We start from the raw sequence: 18,073 nt of genomic DNA, 5'->3' as shown, positions 1-18,073 counted from the left end.
GGAGGGAGTGGTGAAGAAAGATGTATGAAAGAATGATAGATAAAAGTGTTCAGCCGGAAATAAACGACATTGAACGATATATCGGTTTGAACGGCTGCAGATACTTACAGTTCTTAGAAGACGCATTAATGAAACGGTATAATATACAACGTGAAATACGTTTTCCATTTGGAAATACTTACGGCTGGGGGTACAAATACTCCCATAAAACAAAACACCTATGCTATCTTTTTTTTGAGAAGGATGCAATCACAATCACCTTGCAAATAGGCGATAGAGAAGTTCCTTTGCTCAATCAAATGCTGCCTACGTTTTCATCAAAAACGCAGTCTCTTTGGGAACACCGCTATCTATGTGGAGAGAATGGCGGCTGGGTGCATGTCAGGATACTCTCGGAAGACGATTTAGATGATGCGATAAAGCTGATTGAAATAAGAAAAAAACCTCGTATTATACAAAATGAATAAAAGATATGGATTATATTGACAACATTTATTCAAGATGATACCATGCAGCTATGAACCGGTTCCTCTAGTAGAAGTTATTAGATTACCAGCAAGCGGAAACATATTAAAAATATGTTTAAAATGCAAATAGCTGATAGAAAGGATGGAAAAAACTTTGAAGCAATATTTTGTTATAGGCAGTTACACGGAATCAATTTTGTTTGGAACAGGTGAGGTGTTTCAAGGAAAAGGTAAGGGAATTTCATTCTGTACATTTGAAGACGGCAAAATAGAAGTCAAAAAAGAAATAGCAGTCAAAAATCCCTCTTTCTTATATGTAAATGAGTTAAATAAAAAGATTTATGCAGTTAATGAGATGAAAGAGTATTTGGGAAAGACTGGCGGTGGTATTACACAGCTCGCTTATGATGAAGAAGGCAATATGAGGATAGAAGGAAGCTGGAATACTTATGGGATAGACCCGTGTCATATTTCAGTTGGACCTAATGGACAATTTGTTGCTATAGCGAATTATTCCAGTGGCTCAGTTACTGTGTATCCAATTGATGAAAAAGGAAATGTAAAAAATGATTGCCAGCTATTTCAGCATAAGGGATGTAGCATTCATCAATTACGTCAGGAAGGGCCACATGCACATAGTTGTATTTTTGTACCGGATCAGGGATTGTTTTATGTTTCTGATTTAGGAATCGATAAACTTGTTGCTTATCGGTATGAAGGAAGCATTGTATATTCTGAGGATAGCGCTTCGGTTAGTGTGCCTGCAGGAAGCGGCCCCAGATACGGAGAGTTCGGAAAAGATGGAAAGCATTTTTATTTGATTAATGAAATTAGTTCGCAGGTGATGCATTTTACATATGATGCCGGCAAGATGGAATTTCAGAATGCTGTGAATACAATTCCACAAGATTTTACCGATAGCAATACGTGTTCTGACCTTCATATGACTCCGGACGGAAAGTTTCTCTATGCATCGAATCGTGGGCATGACAGTCTGGCATGCTATCATATCGAAGAGGACGGAAGTCTGACATTCGTCGAAAGGCAGCTTTGTGGTGGAAAAACACCTCGGAATTTTGCAATTGACCCCACTGGAAAGTATATGTTAGTTGGCAATCAAGACAGTGATTCAATCACAGTATTTGAAATCGAAGAGAATGGTCATATAAATCAGGTAAACCAGATGAGTACCGGGGCACCGGTGTGTATCCGATTTTTCCAGCTGTAACTGGTGGAAATGGCAAAAGCCTGAATAACGATCAGAGTAATCATGTAAAGAAAAAGACTGGTCTGTAGTATCGTAAGACTGGTCTTTTTTAGCTCTTCTTACATAAAGGTTTTGTAAGATAGCTTTAGTTTTCTACGTTGATATGGTAAAATAAACTTATATTGGCGAATTTATGTAATACTCACCACAAGCGTTTAATAGAAATATCAGCAGCCAGATTAAATAAGATGAATCATTTGAGGTGCCGGAATATGGGAACAACTGAAAGATTGAAAGACCTTATTGACAGACAAAAAGAAGGAATCATTCAGCTTGAAGCAGAATGCCGTGCCATCGAAAACAGTGATATGGCACGTGAAAATGTAGAATTGAAAGCAAAACTTGAAAAACTGTACATTGACTATGAAAAAGCAAACTCCAATGCTTCTGCGCTTTCAAAAGAGAACGCAGGACTTAAAAATGCCTTATACGAACAAATTTACAATGAAAAGATTAAAATCTTGAATATCACGGCGAAGAAGCTTGATGTGTACTTTAAATCAAATGTCGACGGAGAGCAAAATAGACTCGCAATATTTGAAAACGGTGTCAGATCAAGAATAAACAATTTTACAGCGGCTTTGAGACGATATAATATAGATACAAAGGATGAAATTTATACAAAGATTGACGAATTAACCGCACTGCTTAACGAAAGGGTGACAATTGCCAGGGCAAAGGCCGCACATACGCAAGCGGCATTTTCCGAAGATGAGAGAGCGGAGTTTGAAGCGCTAAGGCGTGAACAAATCACGGATGAACAAATACGTGCTATCGCTAAGAAGAACAATTTTGAACGTTTCGTAGGACTTAACTTACTTAATGCAATTGGAATATTTCTCATAATCATAGGTGTGATCACCGCCGCAAGGTATGCTTACGTCCAGTTGCCTAATACATTAAGAGGAATTATGATGTTTATGGCCGGAGGCGCAATGCTGATTGCCGGTGAGCTCATGAACAGAAAAAAAGCAAATATTTTTTCTCTTGGAATCACAGCTGGAGGCGTTGGTGTTTTGTATGTTGCGTTGGCCACCAGCTATTTCGGACTTTCCATCCTCGATATGTATCCGGCCATTGCGGTATGTATCTTAATTACCGTTGCAGCATTTGTCCTCTCAAACCGCTATCATTCACAGGTGATTTTGGCGTTTGCGCTCATCGGTGGATATTTGCCGGTGTTCTCAATCGATGGAAACAGTATTTTTATATTTGGCGCAATGGTTTATTTTATAGCATTGAATTTGCTGGCACTTACCATCTCATTCCATAAGAAATGGTCTGTTTCAGCATTTATTGGATTGTTTTTAAATATTATAGGAACTCTTGTTATTTGCTTGCATTTCTCCTATGCTGCGGCCTTGAAATCCAAATTGCTCGTGATCTTGTATGTTCTGTTTGCTTTCCTGATTTACACACTGATACCAATTGTAAGCACATACCGCACGAAAACGAAGTTTCGAAAATCGGATGTTGTGTTGCTTGCAATCAATACGTTTTTCAGCAGCTTGTTCATGTACGGTGTGTTTGATATGCTTCAGTTAAATAACTTCAATGGTGTGATTGCCATTGTTTTTGCTGTGACTTATTTATTTCTTGGCAGGTTTATTGAAAAGAAATTCACGGTTGAAGAACGTAATACGAAAGCCTTGTTCTATTTGACAGGACTTGCATTTGTAGTGCTCATTATACCGCTTCAATTTGGGCGGACCTGGCTGTCCCTTGGGTGGCTAGCAGAGGGTGTACTGCTCACGACCTATGGCATCTTAAACAATGAGAATATCTTTAAGCGGATCGGGCTTATCATAAGTGGATTGTGTTTGTCCGCATTTATCTTATTTGACTGTTCGTGGACGTATCATTACTTATTTGCATATAAATACTTTGCTATCACGCTTGGCAGTTTGATTATTCTAGGTATGTATATGTACAAAAAAATGATGGCTGGCTGGTTTGCGAAAATATACAAGTACTTTGCTCTCGCAAATGTGTGGTTTTATACGCTATATATCATTGGAAAACTGGGAACGATGTTATTTGAAAATTACTCAGGACGACTGTACAACATTGGTTACTTAATTGCTGCGACAGCAATTGTCAGTACATTTTTGATCGCTTACACGATACCGAGAATAAAGATTTTGTCTGACTTGGGTACGAAAATAATGTCTATTGTTTTATATGTCATAGGCATCTTATGGTTACTTGTAATTAATAGCATGAGTAGCCCAATCCACAACTCGCTGTCCGCGCCGTTTGGCATCATGCTTATTGGAACGCTCGTTCTCATAATTGTGGGACTGATTTCAGTTCTTGCAGTGCGTGATCTGATGGGGTTCATAGTAACCGGGCGAAAATTAGGGGTTGAGTGGTATCCTCTGATTATTTCTGGATACTTTATTTTAATATTAACCCAAAATTTAATTACGCAATATGACTTATCCTTTTCAAGTGCCGTAATCAGTATCATCTACGTCTTAACGGCATTCGCCTGGATTGTTTACGGATTTGTGAAACGGTATTCGTTTATAAGGCGGTTTGGTCTTGGTTTGGCGATTTTGGCGGTAATTAAACTATTTATAATAGATTTATTTAGTCTGACGCAAGGCTTCCGAATCGTGTCTTACTTCGCACTTGGTATTACCCTTTTGGCAATATCTTTTGTATATCAGTATTTCAGCAAGCGTTTGGAACGGTTGGAGGAGGTGCCGGTGGATGTGGAAGAGAATCATTAGCATTACGTTTTTATTGTGTTTATTTAGTACCACCGCATTTGCCCACACGGCAACAGTTCAAACCGGCGGCGAGAGCAAATACAAGGCGGTACGGCTTACGCCAGAGATTTACAATGCGGCTAACAGCGATTTATCTGATCTATTGATAAAGGACAGCAAAGGCGAAAACGTACCATATTTTATTAATTCCGGCTTTCATACGGATCGTGAGGGCAGAGAAACCTACCCAATGGAGCTGATAAATTCCTATACAAAGGACAACAGCTTTTATTTCGATTATAAGCTCGCTGCCGCAATGGAACGTGATACAGTTGCAACATCCATTGAGGTTGCAACCGAAAGTATGAACTTTGCAAAGGCAGTAGATGTTTATGGCAGTTATGATAATTTAAATTGGGATTTTGTTCAAAATGACAAATTGTATGTCATTGATGACAAATTGTATGTCATTGATGACAAATCAAAGCTCATCATTGAACTGAAAAAGCTTCAAAAGTACACGTACTACCGATTTAAACTCTCAAACAATCTGGAGAAAATCTCGTTTAATGCTGTGAATTTAATTTACAGCGCCAAAGTGAGTGAGAAAAACTATTTTATTGAAAGTCTGATTCCTACATTCCATATAGAAGAAAAGGATAAAACGACGCTTATAAAAATTGATGGATTAAAAAACCTACGTTTATATGATGTCACAATTGATACGGATAGTATGTTCAAGCGGATTGTGAGCGCACCGTTAGGATCGGAGAAAGAAATTTACAACTTATCGTTAAACGGCATATCGTACAACGATACTACATTACCGCTTGACCGGCAGATTTCCCAGGATGAAACCTATGTGATTACAATAGTCAACAACGATGATAAACCAATTAATATCAAGGGTGTCACGGTGTGCTATTATGCTGACGAGATGGTATTTGAAGGAAAAGCCGGGGAAAGCTATACCATTGATTTTGGTGCGGATGCCACAAAAACAGCTCCTGTGTATGACATCGAAAGATACAAGGACGAGATATTAAAAGGCAAAATAGATGAAGCGGCAATTAGCGCAATAAGCTATGATAGTGAAAAGGAAAAACCGTCAGAGGTGGATAGTAAAGTTATTTTTAACATTGTGGTAATAGGAATTGCAGTGTTACTGGGCGGTTTGATTTTATTCCATTTAAGACGTAATAAGAATAGTATATAAGAAGATACAACCGAGGAAGCCATGGGCATCGGTAAGGAGATATTGGCTAATGGGAAATGAATTGAAAATAAAGTTTACCGATCATATAGGGTTTCACATGCTTTTGGCAGCAACAGGCGGACTGATGGATGCGTATTCGTATGTTGACAGAGGCAATGTATTTGCCACCGGCCAGACAGGGAATTTCGTTCTGGCTGCAATCCGCTTCCTCACAAAGGATTATAAGGGTATGGGTCAGGCATGTGTGCCTATCGGAGCGTTCTGGCTTGGGGTTTTTCTTGCAAGGCATATTTATTATAAAATTTATAAAGAAAAGCATACCCATTGGATATCGGGTATTTTATTTCTGGAAATTGTCGTATTGTTTTTGGTTGGTTTTGTACCCAACACCCTACCGCATCTGTTTGCCAATACGGCAGTGTCATTTGCCGCTGCGGTACAATTTTGTACATTTCGAAACTTTGGAGGGAATGCTTCCTATGCACCGGTTTTTTGTACAGGTAATATGCGTTCCTGTGCGGAAATGTATTACGAAGGTTTTGTTAGAAAGGATAAGGAGTGCCGGATAAGAGCCTATCATTACACCGGAATCCTGTCCGCATTTTTCGTTGGAGCGCTTATGGGAGGCGGACTGTCACTATGGTTTGGTGAAAAGGCTATTTGGCTGGCCTGTGTGCTTCTGACGGTATCCTGGATAACCGTTGACATAGAAAAGAAAGGACAAAAAGCTGACCATAATTCCCACAGGTAATTTGGGAGTTGATTAATCTACGAAAGTGTCCTATAATTATGCAAAGTATCATTAAGAATAGTTCGTGATGCACAAACTGAAATAATAAAAAGGAATGACCATGAGAAAACTAGCATTAAGCGATGAGATTTTATTGAGAATTGAAAAACCGGCCCGCTATATCGGCGGCGAGGTAAATATGGTAAAAAAAGACCTGTCTGCTGTGGACATCCGCTTTGCCATGTGTTTCCCTGATGTTTATGAAATTGGAATGTCCCATTTGGGAATGCAGATTTTATATGATATGTTTAACCGTAGAGAGGATATTTACTGCGAGCGTATTTTTTCCCCCTGGACGGATTTAGACCAGATTATGAGGGAGCAGCAGATTCCTCTTTTTGCTTTGGAATCACAGGATCCGATTAAGAAATTTGATTTTATTGGAATCACCCTTCAATATGAAATGTGCTATACAAATATCCTTCAGGTTCTTGATTTGGGACAAATCCCCCTTCACTGGGAGGACCGAACAGAGGAAGATCCTATTATCATAGGCGGCGGCCCATGCGCCTACAATCCTGAGCCCTTAGCGGAATTCTTTGACATGTTTTACATCGGTGAAGGAGAAACCGTTTATTTTGAGCTTATGGACCGTTATAAGGAAAATAAGAAGAACGGTGGCAGCCGCCGGGAATTTCTGGAGATGGCTTCGGAGATTGACGGTATCTATGTACCGGCTTTTTATGATGTATCCTATCATGAGGACGGCACCATAGAGAGCATGAAGCCAAACAACCCCCATGCAAAGGAAAAGGTAACCAAGCAGCTGGTTGTTTCCATGGATGAGGCTTACTACATTGAAAAGCCGGTGGTTCCTTTTATAAAGGTAACTCAGGACCGGGTGGTCTTAGAGGTTATGAGAGGCTGCATCAGGGGCTGCCGTTTCTGTCAGGCCGGTAATGTTTACCGTCCATTAAGAGAACACAGTCTGGAATATTTAAAGGAGTATGCCAGCAAGCTGTTAAAGAGCACCGGACACGAGGAAATCTCACTAAGCTCTTTAAGCTCCAGTGACTACACCCATTTAGAGGGAATTGTGAATTTCCTGATTGATGAATTTAAGGACAAGGGTGTCAATATTTCCCTGCCTTCTCTTCGTATTGACGCTTTTTCCCTTGATGTTATGAGTAAAGTCCAGGATATCAGAAAGAGCAGTTTAACCTTTGCTCCTGAAGCTGGTTCCCAAAGACTTCGTGACGTAATTAACAAAGGACTGTCAGAAGAGATCATCTTAAAGGGAGCGGGAGAAGCCTTTCAGGGCGGCTGGAACCGGGTAAAGCTTTACTTTATGCTGGGACTTCCTACAGAAACTATAGAGGATATGGAAGGAATTGCGGAACTGTCGGAAAAGGTGGCAGAAGTCTACTATGATATTCCAAAGGATCAGAGAAACGGAAAGGTCCAGGTAGTGGCAAGTTCATCCTTCTTTGTTCCAAAGCCATTTACCCCATTCCAGTGGGCGAGGATGTGCACAAAAGAGGAATTTTTAGAAAGAGCTTATATCGTTAAAGACAAATTTAAGAAGATGCTGAATCAAAAGAGTTTAAAATATAATTATCATGAAGCTGACTTGACGGTTCTGGAAGGTGTTTTGGCGCGCGGTGACAGAAAAGTCTCCTCCCTGATTGAAGAGGTTTATAAAAACGGCGCATTATATGATTCCTGGTCCGAGCATTTTAAAAATGATATTTGGATGAAAGCTTTTGAGACCTGCGGCCTTGACGCGGATTTCTATACGGTCAGGGAAAGGGATCTAGAGGAAGTGTTCCCTTGGGACTTTATTAATGCAGGCGTATCAAAAGAATTTTTAAAGAGAGAATGGCAGAATGCCATCGATGCGAAAGTCACCCCCAACTGCAGGGAGAGATGTTCCGGCTGCGGGGCTATGAATTTCGAGGGAGGAGTCTGCTATGAAACTGAGAATTAAATTTTCCAAGCAAGGCCCGGTCAAATTCGTAGGCCATCTGGACATCATGCGTTATTTTCAAAAGGCCATGAGAAGGGCTGGGATTGATATCAAATACAGCGAAGGCTTCAGTCCTCATCAGATCATGTCTTTTGCAGCACCTTTAGGAGTAGGACTTACCAGCAATGGAGAATACATGGATATTGAAGTGAATACCATGGAGGATTGCAAAACCATGGTAAGCCAGTTAAATGAAACAATGGCAGATGGAATTCAAATATTGGAATGCCATATGCTTGATGAACGGGCGAAAAACGCCATGTCTCTTGTTGCAGCTGCGGACTATACGTTAACATTCCGGGAAGGAAAGCAGCCAAACGATTTAGAGGCATTTCTAAACGGCCTTTCGGATTTTATGGGTCAGGAGCATATCCTTATCACTAAAAAAACCAAAAAGGGCGAAAGAGAAATAGACTTAAAAGCTTTTATCTATGAACTCTCGATTCATGGAGAGACGATCTTCATGAAGATATCTGCCGGAAGTGCAGATAATTTAAAGCCAGAGCTGGTGATGGATGCTTATTATCAGTGGCTTGGACAGACCTGCCCGGAATTTGCCTTCCAGATTCAAAGAGAAGAGGTCTACGGCAACACGGGAGACGAGGAACATAGAGTGCTTGTGCCTTTGGGGCTTATAGGAGAATCCCTTGAATAAGTTAATCATAACAAGATGGAACGGCTCGGTCATTACCCTACTCCAGTCGGGAAAAGAGACGGTTTCAGTTAACATTGAACCGGAGGAAAACCAGTCCGTTTTAGGCAATATCTATATAGGAAAAGTAAATCATATCGTTAAAAATATTAATGCGGCTTTTGTAGATATTGGAGGGGGACAGATGGGATATTTAAATCTGTCTGACGCCAGTATCCACTTCTTGGATCAAAGGCCTTATGACGGAAAGCTGCGCCAGGGCGATGAAATCATTGTCCAGGTAGAACGGGACGCGGTGAAGACAAAGGCTCCGGTTCTTACCGGAAACTTAAATTTTACCGGCCGCTATTTTGTGCTGACCTCTGGAAAAAAACAGATTGGCTTTTCAACCAAGATCACGGATCAGGCGTGGAAACAGGAGATGAAGTCCTATCTGGAACCCAGGAAGCAAGAAGACTTTGGAATGATTGTCCGCACCAATGCCTATAAGGTCCCAAAAGAGGAACTGGAATCAGAACTGATTCAGTTAATGGATTCTTTTAGAACACTGTTGGACAATGCAAAGCACAGAACCTGCTACAGCCTTCTTTACAGCTCAGCGCCATCCTACTTGACCGGCTTAAGGGATAGCCTTAAGTCTTCCCTGGAAGCAGTCATCACCGATGAACCGGATATATACGAGGCTGTGAGAGAATATCTCATCCAGTGCCAGCCGGAAGACCTGGGTCTTCTTACAAGGTATGAGGACAAGCTGCTTCCTCTTGGAAAGCTTTACCGGATAGAAAAGACGATGGATGAAGCGTTAGGAAAAAGGGTCTGGCTGAAATCGGGAGGTTACCTGGTCATCGAGCCTACGGAAGCCCTGGTAGTCATTGATGTAAATACAGGAAAATATTCCGGGAAGAAAGAACTTCGGGAAACAATCAAAAAGGTTAACCTGGAAGCTGCCGAGGAAATCGGGCATCAGCTTCGGTTAAGGAATTTATCTGGTATCATTATTATAGATTTTATAGATATGGAAGCAGAAGAAGACAGGCGTATCCTTATGGAGCGCCTGGAAGGAATTTTGTCCAAAGATCCGGTCAAAACGACCGTTGTTGAAATGACAAAATTAAATCTGGTGGAAGTGACCAGAAAAAAAATACGAAAGCCTCTTTATGAGCAGGCATTGCAGATGAAGGAGAAGGTTTCACTATGAAGATCATAATCGTGGGTTGCGGTAAGGTGGGAGCAACCCTGGCAGAACAGCTGAACAATGAGCATCATGATATTATGCTCATTGATAAAAGCGCCGATGTCATTAACTCTATTACAGAGAGAATCGACGTCATGGGTGTCGTGGGAAATGGTGCAGTTTATAAAGTACAGATGGAGGCAGGGATTCAGGAGACAGATCTTTTAATTGCCACTACTAATTCCGACGAGCTGAATATGCTTTGCTGCCTGATCGCGAAGAAAGCAGGAGACTGTCATACCATTGCCAGGATCCGTAATCCGGAGTATCACTCTGAAATTAACTATATCAGAGAAGAGCTTGGACTTTCCCTGGCCATTAATCCAGAGATGGCTGCGGCCATGGAAATCGCAAGGCTCCTCCGGTTTCCGTCTGCAATCAAAATCGATACATTTGCCAAAGGCAGGATTGAAATCTTAAAATTCCTGGTGCCGGATCATTCCATCCTTCATAATATGAAGGTGCGGGAGGTCCTCTCCAGGCTTCATTGCAATGTGCTGATCTGTGCCATTGAGCATGGCAGTGAAGTCATCATCCCGAGCGGAGACTCCGTCATGGTGGCGGGAGATAAGATATCGTTTATCGCATCGCCTGTAGAAGCCAATGAGTTTTTCAAACAGGCAGGGATTGATAACAATACAATTCGGACAGCAATGTTTGTTGGCGGCGGAAAGATTACATATTACGTTGCAAAATTGCTGGAAAGTACAAAGATTAACGTAAAGATTCTGGAGCAGAATATGGAACGCTGCAATGAATTGAGCGAGCTTCTTCCAAGGGCTATGGTCATTCATGGAGATGCTTCCAATCAGGAGCTGCTGCTTCAGGAAGGAATTGGACAGATCGATGCCTTTGCTTCTCTTACCGGCTTTGACGAGGAGAACATCATGCTTTCTCTTTATGCAGCAAGTCAGTCCAAGGCAAAACTTATTACAAAAGTTAACCGAATCGCTTTTGAAAATATCATTGATTCCATGAATTTAGGCAGTGTGATCTATCCCAAACTCATCACGTCTGAAACCATTCTCCAATACGTCCGCGCCATGCAGAATTCCATGGGAAGCAATGTGGAAACCCTCTATAAAATCGTGGCGGACCGGGCAGAGGCTTTGGAATTCCGTGTTGCTAATGAGCCAAGTATTGTAGGAATTCCTTTGGAAAAACTTGAGCTTAAAAATAATCTTCTTGTAGCCTTTATCAACCGGAAGGGACAGTTTATCAGTCCCCGTGGAAAGGACACCCTGGAAGAAGGCGACCGGGTGATCGTAGTCACCACGGTGACCGGGCTTAATGACTTAAAGGACATACTAAGGTAGAAAAGGCGAAAAGGCTATGAATAAAAAAGTTATCATCTATCTGATGGGCTGGATTTTAAATATTGAGGCAGTTTTTATGTTGCTGCCATGTATCACTGCATTGATTTACAAGGAGCCCAGCGGTTATTGGTTTCTGGCAGTTATGGCAGTCTGCGGAGGCATCGGAATCATTTTTACACGCAAAAAGCCTGAAAACATGGTTTTCTTTGCAAAAGAAGGCTTTGTTTCCGTTGCGCTGAGCTGGATTGTATTAAGCTTTTTTGGGGCAATGCCCTTTTATTTAAGTGGGGAGATCCCAAGATTTGAAGATGCTATGTTTGAGGTTATTTCCGGTTTTACGACTACCGGATCCAGTATTTTAACGGATGTGGAATCTCTTTCCCAGTGCATGATCATGTGGAGGAGTTTTACCCACTGGATAGGCGGTATGGGGGTTCTGGTATTTATTTTATCCCTCCTTCCACTTGCAGGCGGCTATAATATGTACATTATGAAGGCAGAAAGCCCTGGCCCTTCCGTAGGAAAATTGGTGCCAAGGGTGCGGTCGACCGCTAAAATCCTTTATACCATCTATTTATTTATGACGGTGCTGCAGATCATTCTTCTGCTGATCGGAGGCATGCCCCTGTTTGATTCCCTGGCAATCAGCTTCGGTACAGCCGGTACAGGTGGATTTGGCATTAAAAACAGCAGTATGGCTTTTTATGACAGTTACTATTTGCAAGGAGTTGTTACCGTATTTATGATTTTATTCGGTATCAATTTTAATGTGTATCACCTGCTTTTAACCCGCCATCCAAAAGAAGCCTTCCGCTGTGAGGAAGCCAGAGCGTACCTTGGTATCATTGCGGCGTCTGTTCTATTTATTACCTTTAATATCCGCGGCAGCTTTGGAAGCTTGTTCTCCGCTTTTCATCATGCGGCCTTCCAGGTGGCCTCGATTATTACCACAACGGGCTATTCTACCGTTGACTTTAATTTATGGCCGGAATTTTCAAAAGGGATTCTGGTTGCGCTCATGTTTATTGGTGCATGTGCAGGAAGTACAGGCGGAGGTTTTAAGGTATCACGAGTCGTCATCCTATTAAAGGCTGTTAAAAAAGAACTGGGATCTTTGATTCATCCCAGAAGCGTAAAAGTTTTAAAGCTGGATGGAAAGCCCATTGAACATAGCGTGCTTCGGTCCATCAATACATTTTTAGGCGCTTATATTGTGATCTTTACGTTTTCTGTACTGATTGTCAGCCTGGATAATTTTGATTTTGCTACCAATTTTACTGCTGTTGCAGCGACCTTTAATAACATCGGACCAGGTCTGGCAGGAGCCGGCCCTCTAGAGAACTTCTCTAAATTTTCTGCTTTGTCTAAATATGTGATGATGTTTGACATGTTAGCGGGACGCTTGGAGGTATTCCCATTGTTATTGATTTTTGCACCTTCTACATGGAAAAATAGTTAATAAAAGAAACGGCCGCAGATATTTTTAGCTCTGCGGCCTTGTTGCGTGGAGAGAGAAAAGAAATGCTACAGGGTTACCTTTGTGCCTTTTTCCGGAAGACAGTCATTTCTGTTTCCGTTATTGTTCCAGCAGTTGATTCCTTTTTTTATTGGTGCGAATAAAAAGCCAAGGACACAGCCCAACAGAAATGCTGACATGATCGATAGTCGTTTTTCGGGTAAACTCCATTCTCTGTTAAAAAATCCTCTCATAGTTTGAACTCCTTTCATTTACTTATGAAAAATGTTAAGCGCCATAAACCGAACGCTCCTTATACTGATAGCATGTTTATGACAGAAGCTGGTAATTATGTAATTATTTATGCCCAACTGTTTTTATTTATATCCCCTTGTTTTCTATGATGGTTTCTTTTATACTGGACACCAGAAACAAATATAAGGAGAAGCCATATAGCAGGCGAAAAAATCGACTATTTTTTATTTGAAATATATTGACAGAACAGTTTGGGAATGATATATTAATAAAGTATGCCGCACAATGAGGTTAAAAAGTTTCCATTTATTTGGAACACCGAAGTTGGCGAGTAATGATAATAGGAGGTGCCATATGTACGCGATTATTGCAACAGGTGGAAAGCAGTACAAAGTAGCGGAAGGCGATATCATTAAAGTTGAAAAGCTTGGTGTTGACGCTGGTGAAGCTGTCACATTTGACCAGGTACTTGTTGTAAACAATGGTGAATTAGCAGTTGGTTGCCCAACCGTAGCAGGTGCTACCGTAACAGGTACAGTTGTGAAGGAAGGCAAAGCTAAGAAGGTTATTGTTTACAAGTATAAGAGAAAATCCGGATACCATAAGAAAAATGGTCACAGACAGTCTTATACTCAGGTTAAGATCGAAAAGATCAATGCTTAATTATGATAAGAGTAACCGTATTGGTTGATTCAGAACAGCATTATGCGGGAATCCAGATGTTGGGACATGCCGGTTTATCTGATGATCATCAGGAAGGACAGGAACTTGTCTGTGCTGCGGTGTCAGCACTTACATTTAATATGACCAACAGCGTGGAACAGTTTACTGAAGATTCCTTTGAAGTGGATCAGGAAGAGAAGTCAGGTGCTTTTCATTTTCGTTTTACTTCAAATATCAGTTCAGGATCACAACTCCTTATGAATTCTTTGGTATTGGGATTACAGGATATTGAAGAAGAATATGGAGAACCATATATTAAAATCCGATTTAAGGAGGTGTAAGTAATGTTAAGAATGAACCTTCAATTTTTCGCTCATAAAAAGGGTGTTGGTTCTACCAAGAACGGTAGAGATTCCGAGGCTAAGAGATTAGGTGCCAAGAGAGCTGACGGTCAGTTCGTATTAGCAGGCAATATTCTTTATAGACAGCGCGGAACTCACATTCATCCAGGCATCAACGTAGGCCGTGGCGGTGATGATACATTATTCGCTTTAGTGGATGGCGTTGTAAGATTTGAGAGAAAAGGCAGAGACAAAAAGCAGGTTTCTGTTTATCCAAAGGCAATTAACGAATAATTGGACCGGCTTCATACCTTAGACGTATGGAGCCGTTTTTTAAAATACAGGACCTGCCTGGTTGCCTGTATTCAAAAATTCGCTGCTCATGCTCAATTTAGGGTTGAACCCTTTAAGAAAGGGGCTTAACCCTTTAAAGGAAGGGTTAAACCCTAATTTTAGTCGAAAAGAAAGGTAACAGGTGAATGAATGTTTGCCGATAGAGCAAAAATATTTATAAGATCCGGAAAAGGCGGTGACGGTCATGTCAGCTTCCGGAGGGAACTTTATGTTCCATGCGGCGGTCCTGACGGCGGTGACGGCGGCCGCGGCGGTGATATTATATTTGAAGTGGATGAAGGCCTTAACACATTAAGTGATTTCAGGCATATTCACAAATATACTGCCCAAGAAGGGGAATCAGGCGGAAAACGCCGATGCCACGGAAAAGACGGCGGAGACCTTGTGATCAAGGTTCCGGAAGGCACGGTAATCAAGGATTTTGAGTCCGGAAAAGTTATTGCCGATATGTCCGGCGAGAACCGCCGTGAAGTTATTTTAAAAGGTGGTAGAGGCGGACAGGGGAATATGCATTATGCGACTCCTACCATGCAGGCCCCCAAATATGCCCAGCCTGGACAAGCCTGCCAGGAACTCTGGGTACAGCTTGAATTAAAGGTGATCGCGGATGTAGGCCTAGTTGGTTTTCCAAACGTTGGAAAATCCACACTTCTATCCAGAGTCAGCAACGCAAAACCGAAAATAGCCAATTACCATTTTACAACCTTAAACCCCCATTTGGGTGTTGTGGATATAGATGGAGGAAAGGGCTTTGTTATGGCTGACATTCCAGGGCTTATTGAGGGCGCTTCTGAAGGTGTTGGATTAGGACATGATTTTCTCCGTCATATTGAACGGACAAGAGTCCTGGTTCATGTGGTAGATGCCGCATCTACGGAAGGAAGAGATCCCATTGCGGATATCCATGCAATCAACAAAGAACTGCAGGCTTATAATCCGGAGCTGATGGAACGTCCTCAGATCATTGCAGCCAATAAGACGGATGCGATATATGATGACGATGAGGATCCGGTTGAAAAGCTTAAGGCAGAATTTGAGCCTCAAGGTGTTAAGGTTTATCCTATATCCGCTGTAAGCGGTAAGGGAGTAAAAGAACTGTTATATGCTATTTATGAACTGCTTCAGACCGTGAATTTAAGTCCGATTGTATTTGAAAAGGAATTCGATGTTAGAAGCCTGGGTGATGCACTTCTTCCTTATTCTGTGGAAGTAACAGAAGATGGTGTTTACGTGGTTGAAGGCCCCCGCATTGATAAAATGTTAGGCTATACGAATCTGGATACTGAAAAAGGCTTCAGTTTCTTCCAGAAATTCTTAAAAGATAATGGAATTTTAGATGAGCTGGAACAGGCGGGAATTGAAGAAGGAGACACGGTCCGCATGTATGGTCTTGAATTTGACTATTACAAATAGCAGAGGAGAATAATATGACAAGTAAGCAGAGATCCTATTTAAAGGGATTGGCGATGAATATAGATCCTATCTTCCAGATCGGAAAGTCTAGCCTGACACCAGAGATCACCAATGGGGTTTTAGAGGCACTGGAAGCCAGAGAATTAATAAAGATTACAGTACTAAAGAATTGCCTGGATGATGGAAGCAGCATTGCTGCAGTATTATCAGAGAGAACTCACTCTGAGGTCGTTCAGGTGATCGGAAGAAAGATTATCCTTTATAAGCAGGCGAAAGAGGAAAATAAGAGGAAGATCGTCCTTCCAAAATAATCCTGTTTCATTTTTGGGTCAGGGAGTCGAAGATTATGGGTAAAATAGGCATTATGGGCGGTACGTTTGATCCAATCCACAATGGACATTTAATGATTGGCGGGCAGGCATATAAGGAATATGGTTTAAAAGAAATCTGGTATATGCCTTCCGGACATCCGCCTCATAAAAAGGGCCGTAATGTGTCAGAACCGGCTACCCGTCTTGCTATGACGGAACTTGCCGTGAAAGATCATGAAGGCTTTGTCTGTTCGGATTTTGAAGTAAGCCGAACCGGATATACGTATACGGCGCAGACATTAAGACTGCTGCATGAAGAATATCCGGAGCATTCCTTTTATTTCATCATTGGAGCTGATTCTTTATATGAAATTGAGAATTGGTATGAGCCGGATCAGGTGTTGACTCAGGCCGTCATATTGGCTGCCCGGCGGGAATATGAGGAAGCGGACCGTTCCATGGACAAGCAGATTGCTTATCTGGCTTCTAAATATGGTGCGGATATCCGTACGCTTCACTGTGGGGAGATGGATATCTCTTCTGCGGAATTACGCAGCATGATCGCCAGGGGGCAGTCCATAGCAGACTATGTACCGCGGGAGGTTAGTGAATATATCGTAGCCCACAGTTTATATCAGGAGTTAGAAGCATGAAAGATCTGATCTTAGAGTTGAGAAGTGATTTAAAGGGGAGATTAACTCCTACCAGGTTTGAGCATACGGTCAGCGTATCATTTATTTGCACCGCATTGGCGATGCGCTATGGATGCGATTTAAATAAAGCGGAACTGGCCGGACTGCTTCATGATTGCGCCAAGCCTTATGGAGATGAAGATATTATCAGGAAATGCAGAAAACAAGATCTACCATTAACTGACGATGAACTCAAAGCTCCAGTTGTGCTCCATGCGAAATATGGGGCATGGCTTGCAGAGCATAAATATCGTATAAACGACGAGGAGATCATAAATGCGATCCGATGGCATACCACCGGGAAAGCAGAGATGTCATTATTGGAAAAAATCGTTTTTACGGCGGATTATATTGAACCCAGACGTGACAGAGCGGCGAATTTAGCTCTTGTGCGGTCCATAGCGTTTGTAGATCTGGATGAGTGTGTTTATCAGATCCTTAAGGGAACCTTGGATTATCTGGAAGGAAAAGGCAATTTTGTGGACTCCATGTCAAAGCAGGCATATGTTTATTATAAGCAGGTTCACGAAGAAAAGAAGGGAGAACACGGATGAATCAGTCAGTTGAGATGGTAAAAACCGCTTATGCGGCTTTATCAGATAAGAAAGGGGAAGATATCAGAGTTATTGATATCTGCAAAGTATCTGTGATGGCAGATTATTTTATTATTGCCAGCGGTAACAATGCAAATCAGGTTCAGGCCATGGTTGACAATGTAGAGGAAGAACTTGGAAAAAAGGGATTTGTCTGCAAACAGGTAGAAGGCTATCAGTCCGCTAACTGGATACTCATGGATTACGGTGATATCATTGTCCATGTATTTGACCGTGAAAATCGTTTGTTCTATGATCTGGAAAGAATCTGGAGAGATGGAAAGAAAATTGGAGCTGAGGAATTGGAAGCTTTATCATAAAAACGGTATTTAATTGGGTAAAACGGCTTAACAGAATCTGTGGGCCGTTTTTT

At 41.6% G+C, this 18,073-nt stretch carries 19 protein-coding genes; 18 read left to right on the top strand and 1 reads right to left on the bottom strand.

Going from position 1 to position 18,073, the window contains the following annotated elements:
- Window positions 1-32 precede the first annotated feature (32 nt).
- The 10 genes from ACHZES_RS02920 to ACHZES_RS02875 all read left to right on the top strand — a co-directional run bounded on the left by ACHZES_RS02920 (window position 33) and on the right by ACHZES_RS02875 (window position 13,081).
- Window positions 33-467 carry a DUF3788 domain-containing protein gene (locus tag ACHZES_RS02920; RefSeq protein WP_404820320.1) on the top strand — a complete coding sequence of 145 codons (435 nt, stop codon included), beginning with the start codon at window positions 33-35 and terminating at the stop codon, window positions 465-467.
- A 142-nt stretch (window positions 468-609) separates the two neighbouring features.
- Window positions 610-1,695, top strand: a complete 1,086-nt coding sequence (locus ACHZES_RS02915; RefSeq protein ID WP_395547958.1) for a lactonase family protein — start codon at window positions 610-612, stop codon at window positions 1,693-1,695.
- Window positions 1,696-1,946: 251 nt separating this feature from the next.
- Window positions 1,947-4,469, top strand: a complete 2,523-nt coding sequence (locus ACHZES_RS02910) for a DUF2339 domain-containing protein (protein WP_395547959.1) — start codon at window positions 1,947-1,949, stop codon at window positions 4,467-4,469.
- The gene (locus tag ACHZES_RS02905; RefSeq protein WP_395547960.1) at window positions 4,450-5,664 is read left to right on the top strand and encodes a hypothetical protein; all 1,215 of its coding nucleotides are present in this window, start codon (window positions 4,450-4,452) and stop codon (window positions 5,662-5,664) included. The genes ACHZES_RS02910 and ACHZES_RS02905 overlap by 20 nt, the downstream gene beginning before the upstream one ends.
- A 49-nt stretch (window positions 5,665-5,713) precedes the next feature.
- Entirely contained in the window at window positions 5,714-6,415 is a 702-nt protein-coding gene (locus ACHZES_RS02900; RefSeq protein WP_038282025.1) for a YoaK family protein, read from the top strand.
- Between the two features lie 100 nt (window positions 6,416-6,515).
- A complete protein-coding gene (locus ACHZES_RS02895; RefSeq protein ID WP_089988567.1) occupies window positions 6,516-8,381 on the top strand; it encodes a TIGR03960 family B12-binding radical SAM protein in 1,866 nt (621 codons plus the stop codon).
- On the top strand, window positions 8,365-9,075 hold the full coding sequence (locus ACHZES_RS02890; protein WP_395547961.1) for a TIGR03936 family radical SAM-associated protein: 711 nt from the start codon (window positions 8,365-8,367) through the stop codon (window positions 9,073-9,075). The genes ACHZES_RS02895 and ACHZES_RS02890 overlap by 17 nt, the downstream gene beginning before the upstream one ends.
- Complete coding sequence (locus ACHZES_RS02885; protein ID WP_038282032.1) at window positions 9,068-10,270, top strand: ribonuclease E/G; 1,203 nt, start codon at window positions 9,068-9,070, stop codon at window positions 10,268-10,270. Before ACHZES_RS02890 ends, ACHZES_RS02885 begins: the two co-directional genes overlap by 8 nt.
- Complete coding sequence (gene trkA / locus ACHZES_RS02880) at window positions 10,267-11,622, top strand: Trk system potassium transporter TrkA (protein WP_395547962.1); 1,356 nt, start codon at window positions 10,267-10,269, stop codon at window positions 11,620-11,622. The genes ACHZES_RS02885 and trkA overlap by 4 nt, the downstream gene beginning before the upstream one ends.
- A 16-nt stretch (window positions 11,623-11,638) precedes the next feature.
- On the top strand, window positions 11,639-13,081 hold the full coding sequence (locus tag ACHZES_RS02875) for a TrkH family potassium uptake protein (RefSeq protein WP_038282037.1): 1,443 nt from the start codon (window positions 11,639-11,641) through the stop codon (window positions 13,079-13,081).
- Between the two features lie 65 nt (window positions 13,082-13,146).
- Here the strand turns inward: ACHZES_RS02875 and ACHZES_RS02870 are convergent, their stop codons facing one another.
- The gene (locus ACHZES_RS02870; protein WP_038282039.1) at window positions 13,147-13,332 is read right to left on the bottom strand and encodes a hypothetical protein; all 186 of its coding nucleotides are present in this window, start codon (window positions 13,330-13,332) and stop codon (window positions 13,147-13,149) included.
- A 355-nt stretch (window positions 13,333-13,687) separates the two neighbouring features.
- Here ACHZES_RS02870 and rplU point away from each other — a divergent pair, with 355 nt between their 5' ends.
- The 8 genes from rplU to rsfS all read left to right on the top strand — a co-directional run bounded on the left by rplU (window position 13,688) and on the right by rsfS (window position 18,020).
- Window positions 13,688-13,996, top strand: a complete 309-nt coding sequence (gene rplU, locus ACHZES_RS02865; RefSeq protein WP_025233053.1) for a 50S ribosomal protein L21 — start codon at window positions 13,688-13,690, stop codon at window positions 13,994-13,996.
- Between the two features lie 2 nt (window positions 13,997-13,998).
- Complete coding sequence (locus ACHZES_RS02860; RefSeq protein WP_038282041.1) at window positions 13,999-14,337, top strand: ribosomal-processing cysteine protease Prp; 339 nt, start codon at window positions 13,999-14,001, stop codon at window positions 14,335-14,337.
- A gap of 3 nt (window positions 14,338-14,340) precedes the next feature.
- Window positions 14,341-14,631, top strand: a complete 291-nt coding sequence (gene rpmA, locus ACHZES_RS02855; RefSeq protein WP_025233055.1) for a 50S ribosomal protein L27 — start codon at window positions 14,341-14,343, stop codon at window positions 14,629-14,631.
- A 189-nt stretch (window positions 14,632-14,820) separates the two neighbouring features.
- A complete protein-coding gene (obgE, locus tag ACHZES_RS02850) occupies window positions 14,821-16,104 on the top strand; it encodes a GTPase ObgE (RefSeq protein WP_395547964.1) in 1,284 nt (427 codons plus the stop codon).
- Between the two features lie 14 nt (window positions 16,105-16,118).
- The gene (gene yhbY / locus ACHZES_RS02845) at window positions 16,119-16,415 is read left to right on the top strand and encodes a ribosome assembly RNA-binding protein YhbY (RefSeq protein ID WP_038282044.1); all 297 of its coding nucleotides are present in this window, start codon (window positions 16,119-16,121) and stop codon (window positions 16,413-16,415) included.
- A 35-nt stretch (window positions 16,416-16,450) separates the two neighbouring features.
- Window positions 16,451-17,068 carry a nicotinate-nucleotide adenylyltransferase gene (gene nadD / locus ACHZES_RS02840; protein WP_038282045.1) on the top strand — a complete coding sequence of 206 codons (618 nt, stop codon included), beginning with the start codon at window positions 16,451-16,453 and terminating at the stop codon, window positions 17,066-17,068.
- A complete protein-coding gene (gene yqeK, locus ACHZES_RS02835; protein ID WP_154520618.1) occupies window positions 17,065-17,661 on the top strand; it encodes a bis(5'-nucleosyl)-tetraphosphatase (symmetrical) YqeK in 597 nt (198 codons plus the stop codon). The genes nadD and yqeK overlap by 4 nt, the downstream gene beginning before the upstream one ends.
- Window positions 17,658-18,020, top strand: coding sequence for a ribosome silencing factor (gene rsfS / locus ACHZES_RS02830; RefSeq protein WP_089988582.1), 363 nt, complete (start codon window positions 17,658-17,660; stop codon window positions 18,018-18,020). Before yqeK ends, rsfS begins: the two co-directional genes overlap by 4 nt.
- The last annotated feature ends 53 nt before the right edge of the window (window positions 18,021-18,073 follow it).

The organism is Lacrimispora sanguinis (assembly GCF_044987295.1).
Lineage (GTDB): Bacteria > Bacillota > Clostridia > Lachnospirales > Lachnospiraceae > Lacrimispora > Lacrimispora celerecrescens_B.
The sequence above is the reverse complement of the archived record's forward strand: the minus strand, read 5'-3'. Positions and strand labels throughout refer to the sequence as shown.